The sequence below is a fragment of the Sphaerospermopsis kisseleviana CS-549 genome (assembly GCF_028329225.1).
Taxonomy (GTDB): domain Bacteria; phylum Cyanobacteriota; class Cyanobacteriia; order Cyanobacteriales; family Nostocaceae; genus Sphaerospermopsis; species Sphaerospermopsis kisseleviana.
In genome coordinates this window covers 36,406-52,517 of record NZ_JAQMTI010000108.1, presented here as the reverse complement: position 1 = coordinate 52,517, position 16,112 = coordinate 36,406, and the positions used below count along the sequence as shown (strand labels likewise).

General features: G+C 37.1%; 12 protein-coding genes. 8 read left to right on the top strand and 4 right to left on the bottom strand.

Annotation, left to right across the window (positions count from 1 at the left end; translation table 11 throughout):
* The gene (locus PN497_RS08875) at positions 1 to 1,806 is read left to right on the top strand and encodes a DNA polymerase domain-containing protein (RefSeq protein ID WP_096573042.1); all 1,806 of its coding nucleotides are present in this window, start codon (positions 1 to 3) and stop codon (positions 1,804 to 1,806) included.
* Positions 1,807 to 1,815: 9 nt separating this feature from the next.
* Here PN497_RS08875 and PN497_RS08870 read toward each other — a convergent pair whose 3' ends face one another.
* Genes PN497_RS08870 through PN497_RS08860 form a run of 3 tightly spaced genes read right to left on the bottom strand, consistent with a single transcriptional unit; the run spans position 1,816 to position 8,163 of the window.
* Entirely contained in the window at positions 1,816 to 5,667 is a 3,852-nt protein-coding gene (locus tag PN497_RS08870; RefSeq protein WP_096573043.1) for a HEAT repeat domain-containing protein, read from the bottom strand.
* A gap of 19 nt (positions 5,668 to 5,686) precedes the next feature.
* Positions 5,687 to 7,144 (bottom strand): esterase/lipase family protein, encoded by a 1,458-nt coding sequence (locus PN497_RS08865; RefSeq protein ID WP_096573044.1) that lies wholly within the window; start codon positions 7,142 to 7,144, stop codon positions 5,687 to 5,689.
* A 44-nt stretch (positions 7,145 to 7,188) separates the two neighbouring features.
* Entirely contained in the window at positions 7,189 to 8,163 is a 975-nt protein-coding gene (locus tag PN497_RS08860; RefSeq protein WP_096573045.1) for a GUN4 domain-containing protein, read from the bottom strand.
* Between the two features lie 184 nt (positions 8,164 to 8,347).
* Here PN497_RS08860 and holA point away from each other — a divergent pair, with 184 nt between their 5' ends.
* The 7 genes from holA to PN497_RS08825 all read left to right on the top strand — a co-directional run bounded on the left by holA (position 8,348) and on the right by PN497_RS08825 (position 14,497).
* Positions 8,348 to 9,313, top strand: a complete 966-nt coding sequence (gene holA / locus PN497_RS08855; protein WP_096573046.1) for a DNA polymerase III subunit delta — start codon at positions 8,348 to 8,350, stop codon at positions 9,311 to 9,313.
* Between the two features lie 117 nt (positions 9,314 to 9,430).
* Entirely contained in the window at positions 9,431 to 10,426 is a 996-nt protein-coding gene (locus PN497_RS08850) for a DNA polymerase III subunit delta' (protein WP_096573047.1), read from the top strand.
* A gap of 117 nt (positions 10,427 to 10,543) precedes the next feature.
* Positions 10,544 to 11,323, top strand: coding sequence for a hypothetical protein (locus PN497_RS08845; RefSeq protein ID WP_096573048.1), 780 nt, complete (start codon positions 10,544 to 10,546; stop codon positions 11,321 to 11,323).
* 221 nt (positions 11,324 to 11,544) lie between these two features.
* Complete coding sequence (gene ssb, locus PN497_RS08840; protein WP_096573049.1) at positions 11,545 to 11,928, top strand: single-stranded DNA-binding protein; 384 nt, start codon at positions 11,545 to 11,547, stop codon at positions 11,926 to 11,928.
* A 108-nt stretch (positions 11,929 to 12,036) separates the two neighbouring features.
* Positions 12,037 to 12,483, top strand: a complete 447-nt coding sequence (locus tag PN497_RS08835) for a hypothetical protein (RefSeq protein WP_096573050.1) — start codon at positions 12,037 to 12,039, stop codon at positions 12,481 to 12,483.
* A gap of 317 nt (positions 12,484 to 12,800) precedes the next feature.
* The gene (locus PN497_RS08830) at positions 12,801 to 13,562 is read left to right on the top strand and encodes a ParA family protein (RefSeq protein ID WP_096573051.1); all 762 of its coding nucleotides are present in this window, start codon (positions 12,801 to 12,803) and stop codon (positions 13,560 to 13,562) included.
* A complete protein-coding gene (locus PN497_RS08825; RefSeq protein WP_096573052.1) occupies positions 13,559 to 14,497 on the top strand; it encodes a ParB/RepB/Spo0J family partition protein in 939 nt (312 codons plus the stop codon). Before PN497_RS08830 ends, PN497_RS08825 begins: the two co-directional genes overlap by 4 nt.
* Positions 14,498 to 14,693: 196 nt before the next feature.
* Here PN497_RS08825 and PN497_RS08820 read toward each other — a convergent pair whose 3' ends face one another.
* Entirely contained in the window at positions 14,694 to 16,085 is a 1,392-nt protein-coding gene (locus PN497_RS08820) for a WD40 repeat domain-containing protein (protein ID WP_272109950.1), read from the bottom strand.
* Between the last annotated feature and the right edge of the window lie 27 nt (positions 16,086 to 16,112).

The window sequence follows — 16,112 nt, the reverse complement described above, 5'->3', positions numbered from 1 at the left end:
ATGAACACTGATTACAATCATCGTCTTTTTGTCAGCAAAAGCGGTAATCAAATTACTGTGTCAGAAGATAAATTAAATATTTTCTACACAGAGAATACAGTTTATCGCTCTTGGCAACCTTTACAGACTATCAAACCTTACAATGCCCTGAAGCAAATGGTTGTTGACATTGAAACTTCAGGGCTAATTCCTAGTAAAGATAGAATTTTCGCTATTGGTTGTATGAATAAATTGGGGGAGTATTTTGTATTCATGGATGAAAATGAATCAAAATTACTCTGCCAATTTATTTCCTATTTTCAGTCTATTTCTCCTGATGTAGTTCTCACATACAACGGTACAGATTTTGATTTTCCATTTATCATTACTAGATGCCTACTTAATAACATATCTCATCCATTTACTATTTCTCAGCAATTGAGAATTATCAAAACAGCACAGGTATTTGGTAAACCTATGAATATTTCCGAAATATTCATCAGCAACAGCCAACATATTGATGTTTATATTTGCGTCCTGAGATGGGATTTTGTCAATAAAGCATTATATCAACATTCCCTAAAAAGTGCAGTCATAGAAATGGGATTGCGAGAATCTGCTAGATTAGTTTTAACTCCCCAAGAAATTCAACATTGTTGGAGTGAAGGTGCAGGTTCTCAAGGATGGGAACAAATCAGAAAATACCTAATTTATGACTTGGAAGATACGAAATTAATTGCTGATAAATTAGTTCCTTCCTATTACTATGAATCGCTGATAGTACCAGGTATGAACTTACAACAATTATCGCTTACTGGTAATGGTACTAAATGGCAGCGAGTTTTAGAAAGACAATATCCAGGTTACAAACCAACTGCTGATCCGAAGTTGAAATTTGAGGGGGGACTGGTAATTTCTATACCAGGTTTACACAAACACATTGCCAAAATTGATGTTTCCAGTCTGTATCCCAGCATTATGCTTAAATATGGGATTTGCTCCCGCAAGGATACGCAACGAGTGGGGTTAAGTATTCTCGATTATCTCACCAGGGAACGACTCAGACTCAAGGAATTAGGAAAAGCTGGAGATTTAGCTGCTAAACAAGCTGAAGCTGCTCTCAAAGTGTTAATCAACTCGTTGTTTGGCTTTTATGGGACTTCTGGTGTTGGTTTTAACGATATGGAAGCTGCTGCACTGGTTACAGCTTATGGGAGACGGATTCTGCGATTCATGATTGATGTGATTGAAAAAGCGGGAGGTATCCAGGTTGAAAGTGATACTGATGGTGTGTTCTTCTCCCACTCTGAACCTCTGCTGATATTTGAAAAGCTGCAAAATGCTTTACCTACTGGTATCAAAATTGAGTTGGAAATTCTTGCTCAAGCGATGTTTGTTCCCTCTAGAGGAGCTAAGAATTATATTCTCTGGCATGAAGATGGTAAAATTACTACTAAGGGTTCATGGCGGAAAAGAGACCGTTCTCGTTTAGAAAAGGAGTTTCCTTTGAACTACCTGACACAATATCTTCTGTCAAAGACTAAGGCAGAACAATATTACCAGGAATTAACCAAGGTTATTCGTGCTGGTGATTTTCCTGTAGAACAGTTACAGGTTACTCGGAAAATTAAGAAAGGTGAAAAGGCTCTTTTGGTTCTGGGTAATACTGGGGATGTTGTGACGTTTTATCAAGGAATTTTGGGGTTGACTAATTCTGAAGCCTATTCCAGTGGGTATTATTTGGAGTTGATGGCTAAAAAACGAGATGAGTTACTTTCGGTTGTTGAGCCTCAAGGTGATGTGGGAAAGCAGTTGAGTTTGTTTTGAGTGGGGAGTTTACTGCTGAGTTGAGACCAATTCAGGATAAACAGGAATGAAATCTACTTTTGATTGGTTGAACTTAATTGCTAGTTTCCTTGCTAAGTAAAATACGTCAGGGTCATAAATGTTTACTTCAGTGTGAGAGAGTTCTATGAGTCTTCTTAAAGTCTTTTCTGTAGAACATTCCTCCAAAGCCGATACTACTGCTCTTATAACGTTCCTGTTATTGTCTTTGAGAGTTAAAATTAATGCTTCCATTGCTTGCTCGTTACCTTTTCCTATTCTACCCAAAGCAAAAGAAACCTCAATTTTTAATTCACTGCACTTTGTCTTTTTGAGAACTTCAGTTAAGTATGAAGCCCCTTCAGGATTATTAAACCTACGCAAATCCTCTTTCGCTTGATTTCGGATTTTATCAATGTATACAGTATTAGAAGTATCAATATCAGCGATTATCTTTGGAAGCATATTAATATCAATACCAGTAGCTGAATTAGTTGGGGCTGGCTCATTACTATTACTGTTCTTTTTACTCTGAATATTTTTCCAAGCTAATTCAGCCTTGTTTCTAACTTTCTCATTCTGGTGGTTGTTTTTAGTATCTACCAAGATTTCCTCTACCTTCAAGTTATCGATCTCACCCAAAGCCTTAAGTGCTGACGATTTTACGAACTTATTTGTATGTTCGCAAGCTTTGATTAAGGCTTGTACTGCTTCTGGGCTGCTAATCTTACCCAAAGCTCTTGCTGTCGTTGTTCTAATGTCATTAATGTCAGTATCAGAGTCATTTTCCTCATTGAAGGTTGTGATTAAGGCTTGCACTGCTTCTGAACTGCCAATCTTACCCAAAGCTCTTGCTGTCGTTGTTCTAGTTTGAATATTTTTCTGTTTGTCGTTCAGAACTTTGATTAAGTATTTCATAACTTTCTCGTTACTGATTTCACTCAAAGCCCATATCAACTTTTCTTGAAATCCTTGGACATCTTTGTTAAGAATGTAGCCACTGATTTCATTGATGGCATTAACAATCGCTTCTATTATTTGTATTTTGTCGTTTTCTTGTCTTGTTTCATTACCGATCTTGGCTAAAGTCTTGGCTGCCGAAATTCTATAGTTAATGTCTTCTTCCTTGTTATTCAGAAATTTGATTAATTCTTCTATTACTTCGCGGTTGCCAATTATAGCCAAAGCAGAGCATATCTCATACTCTTTATTGTTACCATATAGACTTTGAAAACTAGAAACATAGGATGGGTCTTTGAAGCATTCGATTAATAGCTTAATTGCATCCGAAGTGCCAATGTCACCTAAAGCCAAAGCAGACTGTCTTTTTAGACGGGGATTAGAACTTTTCAAAGTAGCATTCAAGGCTGGTATGGCTTCTGAGTTGCGAATTTCGCCCAAAGCTAATGCTGCTTCGCTTCTCACTTGTTCACTTTCGTTGGTATTTTCAAGAGTTTCTTTCAACATCCTGAACATCTGCGAATTTACTTGCCCGATAGTTACAACAGTCGAGCGAATGAAGTTAGCAGATGGAAATTTGTGCCAGAAGTGATAGATGTCTTCTACCAAGTCGCTATCATCCAATTTACGTTCAGCAAGACATCTACCTGCTAATAACTTCAAAGTATAGAATATATCATCTCTTTGCTCCTTGATAGATTTGATAAATGCTACTGCTTTTAGTTTCTTTTCTATCAATCCCGTCAATAAAGTTAAAGTTTCATGCCATTCGTATTGCCAAATATGTTTTATTGCTTCCTCTATAAGATTTTCATCGTTTGCTAAATACAAAGCTGTGAAATACTCTTGAAAAGTTCGATGCAAAAATAGATAATGACTTTCTTCATCGTTTTCTTCTGATTCCATTTTTTGCAGAATGCCATCCTTCTCTGATAGTTCCCTAATTAAGTCTATTGGTTTTGAATCGTTTAAATCAGATTTTATTTCATTATCTTCATTGTTTAAAACTTGCTCAATAACCCCATTGAGTTCATCAAAATGAATATTATCGTTGCTATTGCTAGATAAATTATAAGCAATTTCCGACAATAATTTGACTTTTGCTTCTTTTCTTGTATCACTATCTACGATATCTACTTCTTTTTTTCGTTCTTCATCCCATTCTGTCGACATGAAATTATTTATAGTTTGGCGATAAATTTCAGTACGCTTTGCAGGAAGACTTGGAGGCTTAGGTTTGTTATACATATTACAAATCAAAGATAATAGCAGTGGATTTTGAGCTAGTCCCATTATTTGAGGTTTATTACGCAGTTCGCTAATTAATCTTTCTACTAGCAAATTGTCATTAATAAACCAGCTAATATATTGTTCAATTTGGTTTTGACCAAACGGTACAATTTCAACTTCAACTACCTTATTACTATTACTATTGAAAAAAATCTTATCATAACCGACAATTCGGGATGTACAAATAATTTTACCTGAATAAATTGAAGCAAAATCATTTAACTTTCTTTTTAATCTATCTCGGTATATTGGTGGTACTTCGTCCAAAGCATCCAAAAAAACAAGGCATTTTCCATCTTTCAAATTTTTATTTAATATAGGAAATACTTCTTTTGGTAGGTTTGATATTTTTTCGATAAGTGTTGGAATTAGATTGATGATTTGGCTATCTTCGTTTAATTTTTTTGCTATTTGCGATAGTCTTAGAAGAATCGGAAAGTTCAAATCCTCATCATTTATGATTGTAATTATACCCAAATTATCTTTTTGTTGTTGTGCAGTGTTCCAAGCATCCATCCTTAATAATGTAGATTTTCCCATACCTGGATCGGCAAGAACCATGATCACTTTGTAATCTTCTTTTGCCTTTGCCTCTTCCCAATTTACTTTGTAACGCTGTGCCAGTTCGTTATCAAAGCCTTTATAGGCGTAGATCCTTTTGAGTTCTGTTGCGTGTTCACCATATATCAAAGGGGTTTCCACTAGAGGTTGAGAAATTCTTTCCGAAGTCACTTGAATAGGAATATATCGGAACTTTTCCTGGGATTCAATATCGGAGTTATTCTTTAATCTATTCAAATCAGTTTCTATATTGTTTAAAATAATACTAAAAAAATTCTTGACATCCTTTTCAAGAAGCACCGCTTTACCAATTTCTGAATCCATATCTGGAAGACTAATTGGCAAAGGTTGCCAACTTTCTTCGTGATATATTACAGCAATATCTAATGCAAATTGTGGAGGTCGATTTGTTTCTGGCTCAAATTGTTTACGACCTGCGATAATAGCTTGCTCAAAAGTTAAAAATCCATTAATTCTATCAGATCCCTCTGGGGTTGCTGAATTTAAACTATCACTTTGGGCAAAGCCAGTACATTCTATGAAAAGATATTGACCAGAATCAACTAAGTTAATAAAATTTGTAAGGTTATTGCTGTCAGTAAGGGATAGCAATCCTGATCCTCTCTTGAATAATTTATCATATTCTTTTCGTTGACGGGCTTTGTAATCTCCGAACCCGTGATTCAAAGATACAGCTACTAATGCATGACCTTTAATTATAATTAAAAGTGGCAGTAATTCATAAGTTAAACATACTCCACAGAAAAAAGCTGCTAGATCCAGACAAGTGCCTTGACGAATATTACCTATAATTTCACTTGGTTCACGTATAATTTGTTGTGTATCATTTGATTGATCATATTTTTCCAGAGCATACTGTATACTTAGGTTGCACAAAGTATTATATATAACCTCAATTAATAGATGACGACCATTAGGTTGTTTCAACAAATCTAATTGATTTTGAGAAAATGGTAAAAATTGGCCAGCCTCTTTATGAACGTAACGGGCTAAACCTTTTTCATCAGATTTAAGCCAGGCTTCCCTTGTCATACAAAATACCCCTATTTAATTATATAACTACAAAAACGTCTTTTACAGGTGTTGGACATAAAGGATTCTTCATACTTGTTTCTACCTCCAATCTATACAACCCTAGTGAAAGTTTATCAATTGTCAATACCCACTGCTCATCCTGTTGTTTAAAATTTAATTGGATTGGTTCTTTATTCGCTTCCACAGGAGTAATTGTGGCTTGAAGCACACCAATATTTGTATTTAAGTTCAAGATTTTAGCCCGCAGTTCAATAGGTTCACTGGTAACATACAAATCATCAATATTAAGACTAATAGTTGCACGGTGGTTTAGTTCAGATCTCAATCCACCCCTGATTGGTGGTTTCTCTGTATTTTGCATATCTTCAAGGAGTCTGCTCAGATCATCAAAAACTTGCAAGTTACTCTGTAAACAGCTATGTGTGTCTACAATATATCTTGCGGCCAATTTCCCATCTAGTTCTATAGGACTTGCTGATAGGCGAGGTACAGTTCCATCTCCTTCAGCTAATGCAATATCAAGTTTTTGATTATTTATTGTTGGTAATTCATAGCTGGTTTGTATTTTTCCGTCAACAAGTTCAACAGATTGAAAAGTGTTTTGACTACAACCAACAAAAGGTATTATTTGATAGCTATCTTTGAAATTTAGATATTGAGCATCTTTTTGGTGTTTCTCTACAGCTTGCTCAATTTCTCGATGGAATGCCAAAGCTTTTTCAGCCCGTTTTTTATCAAGATGAGGAATTCCTTGTGTCTCAGCTACTTGCTGGTAGTTTTCGCCAATTTTAACCATCGGGTATATTGGTATTAATTGGTAAACCGAAGTAAATGAACGGACTATATCTGTGAGATCAGCAAATCCTAGTCTCTGCTCATTAGCTAGATAATTAACTGAGTTAACTGCTCCTCTATAAGGAGTACCAAAAGTTACCAAAGCACGACAGTTTTGCCACCCTTCTAATACTTCTAAATAATGACGAGCAACTAAACCTCCCATACTGTGAGCTAGAATAATTACCTTAGCCTTCTCATTACCAGTTTTTTCACGCCACTGCGGTAAGCGTTTGTCAATTAGCTGTTGCAATTTTCGTGCAGCAACTCTGTTATCACGTCGCCAATCGTAGGGAAACTCGAAAAAATTAGCGGGGTTGTTATCATGTATTTCTCCTTTTGTTACATTAAATTCTTCAGTAATTAAATTTGAGATGGATGAATAATCATCAGTTTTAATCAATCCACCAATTACACCAGGAACTCTTATTAAACCAGTTGCTTGAACTCCATCTTCTAAATCATCTCTAAGGTAGTCATCTTCTCCTTGAATTTTTAGGTTTTGCAAATTATCATTTAAACCTGACATTGCCCAAATAATATTACTAGTATCCCATAGTTTTTTACCTTTTTTGAGTTGTAGAATACTACCCATAATGCCTGGTATCAGGACAATTATATCTTTCATCTCTTTTGCCATTATTTGCTCCTGTATTTTACTATCTTGATATTTGTGTGAAAAAATTAAAGAATTGTACTGTCTAAAAGAGTACGAAAAAGAAGACTTTTTAAGAGTTCTACACCAGAGCGTGTTTCATACAAACGTCCCATAAAGGGTTCTGATCTTGATACCCACAATGGCAGGTTAAACGGTAATTGATTAATCCAATTCTCCTCATCCGCTATACAAATACCTCCAAACGGGAGATGACCCATTGGTGCTTGTTTGGAAAATTCTAAGTCTTCGTAATCTAACCAATCGTCTTCCAATCGCCAGCCAACACGATCACATAATTCCAAATAGTCTTCTCCAACCTCTTGCCAGATTTGTTTTTGGACACTTAAACCAAAGCGTGCTTCGCTATGGTTTAGCCAAAGTTTATCAATAGCAACCAATTCAGCACTAGGAAAATTTTCAATATCATCATCAGTCAGCCAACCTCTTTCTAGTTGACCTGCTATCTCAAGGATGATCCTACCTGTTTCCGAGTCTGCTTGTTTCCATTGTTCAGCTTTTAAATGTTTTTCCAGTTCAGTTAATTTTACTCTTAGGTCATTTGAAGTGGCTTGATCTGTTGTATGCGACTCCAATTGCTTAATGTATGTAACTCTCCCAGCACCTTCTACATAAGTATCCGGATCGAGATAAGCAAAATAATCTTTTCCCTCTCTCACAAAAGCCTCGTCAGGACGACCAAATGCCGAACGATTAAATCCGTCATTAAAGCCAAATCGGCGTTTTATAGAGCCTCCAGTAGCAATGAAATGTTGAAATTCACCATCTTTGAATGAAACTTTTGGTAGTCCATCAAAACTAGATTCGGTATAGGTTACACCTTGATATCTAAATTGCGCTTCTAAGACCTCGATAGTTTCATCTCCATTACAATTTAACTGGGATTGGTCATAGGTAAAATGTCCCTCATATCTCTTGCTTCTTAACTGCCCTGAAACTATATTTACAGTAAACTTATAGGTGATGATAGAAGAATCTTGCATAGTAGTGAGTAGTTTTATCTCAAATAAAGATATATGACAATTAGCCACAATAACAGTACCATCCTACATTTTGTTTTTAGTGTAAAGTTAGAAATATTTACAACACACTAGACATTACCGAAAATCCTCAGATAAGAGAGCTAGAGCTAACGCTCATGTACGACAATACAATTGCCGTACCACCATGCCAACACACTTATACTTTGGTGAAAACGAATTCTTCCTAAATCGCACCATCAAACAACTAAAAACCCACACTCTAGATCAACAATGGACAAACTTCAACTATACAGAATACTCCCCAGAATCTAAAGAAACCATTCCTCAAGCATTATCCGATCTCATGACACCACCTGTTGGGAGTGGAGGAAGATTAGTACATTTGCCCAACAGCACATTACTGGGAGTTTGTTCAAAAGAAATTTTGTTGCAGTTGGAGTCCATTCTCCCCAAAATTCCCTCAACCAATACCCTCGTTATCACCAACACTCACAAACCTGACGCGAGAAATAAATCAGTCAAACTCCTACTGGAGTACGCACAGGTAAAAGAATTTCCTCTCATTCCCCAATGGCAAACCCAAGCATTAATACAGCAAGCTCGTACCTTAGCTGACGAAGTAAGTGTAACACTCACTAGCGATGCCTACAAAGTATTAATTGATTACACAGGCAATCATACACGACTGATATTTACCGAACTAAAAAAGCTCAAAATCTATGCTTTGGGTAAAACAGTCAATGGGGATATGGTGAAAGAATTAGTCTCAGAAAGTGCTGCTAATAGCTTACAACTAGCCAACGCCATTCGCTTAAATAACATTGCTCAAGCATTAGAATTTATTGAACGCTTAATTAACTGTAACGAACCAGCTTTAAAGATTACCGCTACCCTGACTACTACCTTTCGCACTTGGCTAACAGTCAAACAGATGATCATCACCGGGTGTCAAGATGAGAATGCGATCGCCCAACTTGCAGACGTGAAAAATCCCAAACGCTTGTATTACATCCGCCAAGAGGTTGCTAATTGTTGTGTAAACAAGCTGAAAAATAGTTTGAAAATGCTGTTAGAACTAGAGCTAATGCTCAAATCTGGTGTAGATGAAAAACTCGCCTTGCAAACTCAAATTATCAAACTTTGCTCGTAGGTACTACTTCTTGCAACTGCAATAAACACCCCGGAAATTTAACCTAAAAAGCTCCGGTTGTTGGATGTAAATTAAATTTCTGGAGATGTCTAATCAACAATTTCCAAAACTCAAAAAATGAAGCAACTTGATCTACTTCATCTCACAACAGACCTTTCTGTTTCTGAACCTTCTCAAAGTATAGATTCCGAATCTACACAGCCAATTGCAGAAAACTGGCAGTTATCAAAAATCATTGGCCAAAATTTAGCGGTATCTTTACTCAAAGGTGCAATTACACACAACCGAATTGTCCCCGCTTATTTGTTTGCTGGAGCAGACGGAGTAGGAAAATCTTTAGCTGCGAAATGCTTTATCGCTGAAATTTTCAACATCCAAAACCTAGCTAATTGTCCTGATATTTTATGGGTTGAACCAACATACCTACACCAAAAACAGTTGTTAAGTGAAAGTGAAATAGCAGCTTCTAGGGTACTGCGAAAAACTCCATCCCAAATTAGAATTGAGCAGATTCGAGAAATCACCCAATTTCTGGCTACCTCCCCTCTAATTGCACCTTACAAAATTGTCGTGGTAGAAAATGCTGAAAGAATGCCACCCACTGCTGCTAATGCACTCCTGAAAACTTTGGAAGAGCCAATATCCGGCACTATTATCCTCATTTCATCCCAACCCCAAAGGTTACTGGCTACAATTACCAGCCGTTGTCAACTGATTCCTTTCCAGCGACTAAACAACGCCCAAATGACGACAGTTTTAGAAAATGTGGGACGTTCTGAAATTCTCAATCACCCAAATGTTATACAGTTTGCGGGTGGTTCTCCTGGAATAGCGATCGCTCATCATGATCAACTCCAATCTATCCCACAATCAATTTTGCAACAACTAATTCAACCTCCTAGCAATCTGTTAACAGCGTTAAGTATTGCCAAAGATATTGAAATGCAATTAGATTTTCATCAACAACTATGGCTGATAGATTACCTGCAATATTGCTGGAAGGAATTTCTCAGTGATCAAAATTGGCTGTTGAAACTGGAAGATGCCAAAAACTCTCTGTTAAAAATGGCCTCTCCTCGATTGGTATGGGAAGTTTTGCTATTTCCTGACTAATACCAAAAACTACATTTTCAACGCAGCCTGTCTAAACTCAAAAAGATACCAAAAACGTTTTTGGATAAAAGGATTGCGCTATGCGCTCTTGTGGTGAACTAAATCAAACAAAAAACCATGAGTGCCATTATCAATAATTACCGTCAATTGGATGTAGCATTTCTCCTGCTCAACGACTTGACAACAAAACTCCGCACGGCTGGGGCAAGAATCTCAGTTAGGAAGGTGGGAAATTTTCACAGAATTACAGTTTTGAAAGAACCCACTGTAGCCACTATTGAGCAAATTCTTGGTGACACAAGCGGGGAAACAGAAACGCCTAACCTCAGCAGTAATAATGCGATTACTTCACCCACTGAAATCACTTCCTCAACAGAGGATACTCCTAGTGAAGATGGTGCTAATACAGTACCTACCGTAAACGAAGAGATTGAGGATAACTCAGTATTTGAGGTGATCGCTCTTCCAGAATCATCTGAATCTATTACACCACCAGATGATACTCCTAGTGAAGATAGTGCTAATACAGTAACTACCCTAAACGAAGAGATTGAGGATAACTCAGTAGTTGAGGCGATCGCTCTTCCAGAATCATCTGAATCTACTTCCCTACTAGATGAAAGTCATAATGGTGACAGTAAAGATATTATTGCTGAAAACACAGCAGAAATTATCACCGATTCAACTGATTCTCCTACACCTGATCACTCTTCCTCAGAAATCACCAATATTCCCAATTCTCCAGAGTTAGCAAGTTTGGAAGATTTACAAACACTAACTTTAAAAAGACTAAGGGAGTTAGCGAAATTGCACAAAGTCCCTGGTTTCTCTCGCATGAAAGAAGAGAAATTATTAACCAAATTGCATGGTTTAGTAACCAAAGAACAAGTTTTGTAATACTCATCAGCCTCAAATCTCCAGCAGATTTGGGGTTATTTTTTTATGCAGTTTTTCCCCAATACAACCAGTAATCAATGCGCTAGGCGCAATCAAATTTGACACTGGGCTGTATCCAATAACAGCACCAAATTAGCACCAAATCATTCATTTGGTTGCATAACCGAAAATGCGCTATCGCGCTAATACAGTGAAAAAATTGATTATCCAAGGAAAATAATATGACTCAGCAATACATCAATAAAGTTGATTTAGTTGGTCGCGTTGGTCAAACACCTGAAATTCGCTATTTTGAATCAGGTGCAATGAAAACATCCTTGACCCTTGCTGTTAAACCTCCCTACAGAAGTGAAACTCCCCTTTGGTTTGATTTAGAACTTTGGGGAAATATCGCTCAAGTTGCAGCAGACTGGGTTCAAAAAGGTTCAACTATTGGGATCACTGGTGAAATAGTCTTTGACAGATGGATAGACAAAAATACCAACGAACCCAGACAAAAACCCATCATTCGTGTCAACAATTTGGAACTTATCAGTTCTGCTCAACGCAAAGACTCAAATGAAACTGGTGAAGACCAAGATTCCATAATTAACGCCAACTTCTAGCCAGTCAATACATCCCGCAGCATCACTTTTGTCTGTGGGATGTTTTGGGTAAAAAGCGCAAAGCGCAATATTTATGAACAATTGACAATTTCATCACAAGGATAAACCATGATTAACTCAACCCAAACCATTCGACTGCTCACTATTGATGAAGCTTTTGACAGTCAAGGTGTCAAGATTGTCTATGGTGAATGTACTTTCTCCTACTATTCAAAAGATGGCGTAGTAGAAGACACAATTCCTTACAGAACCAAGGGAGCAGCAGCAGTTTCTATAGCTGAATCTGGAATTAATGCCACTGGTATCGCTATCGGCTATCTGGATCTTAACGTAGTAGATAGCAGTAAAGGATATAAGGAAAAGAAAACTACCTTAGTTATCCGCAACTTCATCTGCACTACTGCTGGTAATCGCACTCATACACCAACTGTTACCCCTGTTGTTCAACCACCCACACCACAGGAAAATACTCAACAGCTAGTTGGTGCTGGTGTAGCTACAGCATCTAACAACGGACATTCTCGGAATACTAATATTTCTGACATTCCCTTTTAATCATCTTACTTCTGGCTTGATGCCAGAGGTATTTTTTTCTGTGGACAGATAATTTTTTATTAAAAAGTGGTTTAATACAGCAGAAGGCAGGAGGTGAAACATGGTTACTGCTTGATAACGTGGCATAAGCCATGTTTTGATTTTCAGTTTGTAACTATTGACAATTACCTCTCCCTTAAAGGAAAAGGATTGAGAAAGCGAAATTTTTGGATTGTTACCCCTGGAAAGAGGAGATTTTAAACCTTGAATGAAACAATTATCAATTGTCAATTGTCAATTATCAATTCGTAAAAAACTTGATTGTAAGGAGACACTGCATGAGTCGCATTATTGCGCTATTTAACCAGTCCGGCGGTGTGGGGAAAAGCACTTTAACAATGAACTTGGGGTATCATTTAGCGCAGCGTCATCCTAACCGGGTGCTATTGATTGACATGGACCCCCAAGCCAGCTTAACCACATTCATGGGACTAGAACCAGAAAATCTCACCAACACCGTGTACGAAGCTGTGGTTGGAGAAGAACCTTTAGTTATACATCCTGAACAGATTCATGGACTGTCCTTAGCTCCCTCAAATATTAATTTAAGTGCTGCCGAGCTAGAATTGGTATCAGCCTTGATGCGAGAAATGCGCCTCAAAGATGCGATCGCTCCTGTACTGGACAAATATGATTTTATTTTGATAGATTGTCCTCCCAGTTTGGGTATTTTGAGTGTGATCAGCTTAGTGGCAGCAACTCACGTTTTAGTTCCGATTCAATGTCAATTCAAATCTTTTCAAGGAACGGACTTGCTATTAAATACAGTAGCGACACTCCGCAAAGCCGCAAATCGTTCTTTGGCGATCGCCGGATTTATCCCGACTATGTATGATTCTCGCACGGCTCAGGAAAGCAGAACTTTAAAAGCTATTTCCGAACAACTCTCACCCCTGGCCACGGTTTACCCACCAATTACTAAAACCATTGCCTTTGCCGATGCTAGTGAAGCACGATTGCCTTTAGCATTGTTCAATCGTAAACATCCTGCCGTTAATGTGTTAGAAAAAATAGCTCTAGGTTTAGAAAAACTGAAGTGAATACCAGTAAAAAAGACCAACCCTATACCAGCCGCTTGAAAGGAGTAGCTGCATTGCTTGGAGATAGCGTTTACCCAAGTGAAGATACTATTAGCAATCCGCATACAATTGGCATTGAGTCTATAAAACTGCCTAGTTCTCAACCCCGGCGTTACTTTGATGCGGAAAAGCTAGAACAGTTAGTAATATCAGTTAAAGAACATGGTATTTTAGAACCTCTGTTAGTTCGTCCTCTGGAAGCAGGACAATATGAGTTAGTTGCAGGGGAGCGACGCTACCGAGCCGCTATCAAAGTGGGGCTGACAGAAGTACCTGTTGTTGTTAGAAAACTCAACGATAGAGAAGCCTTGCAGTTATCGCTAGTTGAAAACCTGGTTCGAGAGGATTTGAACCCAGTCGAAGAGACTGAAGGTATTCTTCAGCTTTTAAGTTTGCGGTTAGATCAGGATACGGATAACGTGATTTCACTGCTCTACCGAATGCAAAATGAAGCCAAAGGCAAAGTTACCCAAAACGTTTTGGGTAACGAAGAATCAGAAGCAATAGAAGCTGTATTTGATGCCTTGGGAATGATCACCTGGGAATCTTTTGTTAGCAGTCGTCTCCCGTTACTGAAACTGCCAGAAGATGTACTAGAAGCCTTGCGGAAGGGTGAAATTGAATATACCAAAGCTACTGCGATCGCTCGTGTCAAAGATTTGGCACAACGAACTGCACTTTTGGAGGCGACAATAGCAGAAAATTTATCACTAACTCAGATTAATGAAAGAATTAAGGCAAGTCGTCAGGTAAACCAAGAACCACCTTCACTCAAGAATCGTTATAAGGAAGCATCGAAGCAATTACAAAAAGCGAAGGTTTGGGAAAATCCTAAAAAGCAAAAAGCTTTGGAAAAACTTCTGGCTCAAATAGAAGCTCTGTTGGTGGAGGAATAGACAGGAGAAGTAAGAAAACGCAGAAATACCATTTGTGAATAAAATCAAAATACACGGCTTCTGCTCATTGGGGGTAGGAGCTAACCTATTACAAAACGAAAAAACAATACTTTTTAAACAATGTAATTTCAGAAACACTACTCTAGACTTCAGTAGTTCAGTTATGGTTTTTATTTCAGCAAAATTTCAACATTAATCATTGAGAAAATAGTCGCCAAATACTGATATTTCCATAATCTCCGCTTACTAAAGTGTTTCCATCGGGACTTATGGACAAGGAAAAAACTGCACTAGGATGAGTATAGAGATTAGACTCTAACTCTCCTGTTTGGAAGTTCCAGATTTTGATATAGCTGTCATCACCTATACTGAACAAAGTCTTACCATTTGGGCTAATGGCTACAGACCAAGTACAGTTCTGATGTCCACTAAGTGTAGATTTTAATTCTCCTGTTTGTAGATTCCAAATTTTGATAGTTCCGTCACAACTCCCACTGACCAGTGTCTTACCATCCAAGCTAATTGCTAAAGAAAAAATCGTATTAGAATGACCAGTCAGAGTGGCTTTTAACTTTCCTGTCTGCAAGTTCCAAATTTTAATAATATCAACACCTCCAGTAACCAAAGTCTTTCCATCAGGACTAATTAATAAAGAACGAACTATCCGTAAGTGAGCAGGGAGAGTGAATTTTAACTTTCCTGTTTGCAAGTCCCAGATTTTAATAGTATCATCAGCACTCCCACTGATTAAGGTCTTACCATCCGGGGTGATAGCTACAGACCAAACTTTAGAATCATGACCAACAAGGGTAGATTTTAACTTTCCTGTTTGTAGATTCCAGATGTTAATAGTTTTGTCTTGACCTCCACTGACGAAAGTTTTGCTATCTGGGCTAATAGCAACCGAAAGAACTGAATGCTTTGTGAGAGTAAATTTCGGTTCTCCTGTTTGAAGATTCAGGATTTCGATGCCACCCTCATTTCCACTAACTAAAGTCTTACCATCTGAGGTTATGTCTAATCCGTAATACCAACCACGTCCCGAATTTAAGTTTTTAACTAAAGTTGCAGTTGTAATCTTTTTGCGTTGAGGAGAGGGGTTCGGTAGATTACTTAAAGAAGCATCCTTTTTATTATGAATATCAATTATATTAAATGGTACGTTATACAAATTATAAGAAACAATTAATATAAATAGCAGTTTAGTGATTAGATTTTTTCTAAAATATTTAACCTTAGAATACAAAAATATTGATACTATCAATAGTAAAAAAATATAAAATATAAGAAGAGGAGTATTATATTGAAGACTTAATTCTATAGCATTTGAAGGGAATAAATTAGATATATTATATTGTATTTGTTCTATCTCTCCTCTAGTAAGCAAAACTATCTGAATATATATCCATAATGAAGGAATTAATAATATTAATGATAAAATAGTAAGATCATCAGATGGTATTTCTTTACTGGTTATCCTTTGAATAATGGGTAATATAATAACAAAAACAAATACTTCAAATACAAGAGAAAACAAAAGAAAACCCATAAATATTAACATTTTAATAATTCCTGCACTTGCTTTCAAAAGTATATATTACAACGAAAAATATTT

Bases quoted from the DNA above. Each gene is read 5' to 3' on its own strand.
- PN497_RS08875 (WP_096573042.1), top strand. From the start codon at position 1: ATGAACACTGATTACAATCATCGTCTTTTTGTCAGCAAAAGCGGTAAT.
- PN497_RS08870 (WP_096573043.1), bottom strand. From the start codon at position 5,667: ATGACAAGGGAAGCCTGGCTTAAATCTGATGAAAAAGGTTTAGCCCGT.
- PN497_RS08865 (WP_096573044.1), bottom strand. From the start codon at position 7,144: ATGGCAAAAGAGATGAAAGATATAATTGTCCTGATACCAGGCATTATG.
- PN497_RS08860 (WP_096573045.1), bottom strand. From the start codon at position 8,163: ATGCAAGATTCTTCTATCATCACCTATAAGTTTACTGTAAATATAGTT.
- holA (WP_096573046.1), top strand. From the start codon at position 8,348: ATGCCAACACACTTATACTTTGGTGAAAACGAATTCTTCCTAAATCGC.
- PN497_RS08850 (WP_096573047.1), top strand. From the start codon at position 9,431: ATGAAGCAACTTGATCTACTTCATCTCACAACAGACCTTTCTGTTTCT.
- PN497_RS08845 (WP_096573048.1), top strand. From the start codon at position 10,544: ATGAGTGCCATTATCAATAATTACCGTCAATTGGATGTAGCATTTCTC.
- ssb (WP_096573049.1), top strand. From the start codon at position 11,545: ATGACTCAGCAATACATCAATAAAGTTGATTTAGTTGGTCGCGTTGGT.
- PN497_RS08835 (WP_096573050.1), top strand. From the start codon at position 12,037: ATGATTAACTCAACCCAAACCATTCGACTGCTCACTATTGATGAAGCT.
- PN497_RS08830 (WP_096573051.1), top strand. From the start codon at position 12,801: ATGAGTCGCATTATTGCGCTATTTAACCAGTCCGGCGGTGTGGGGAAA.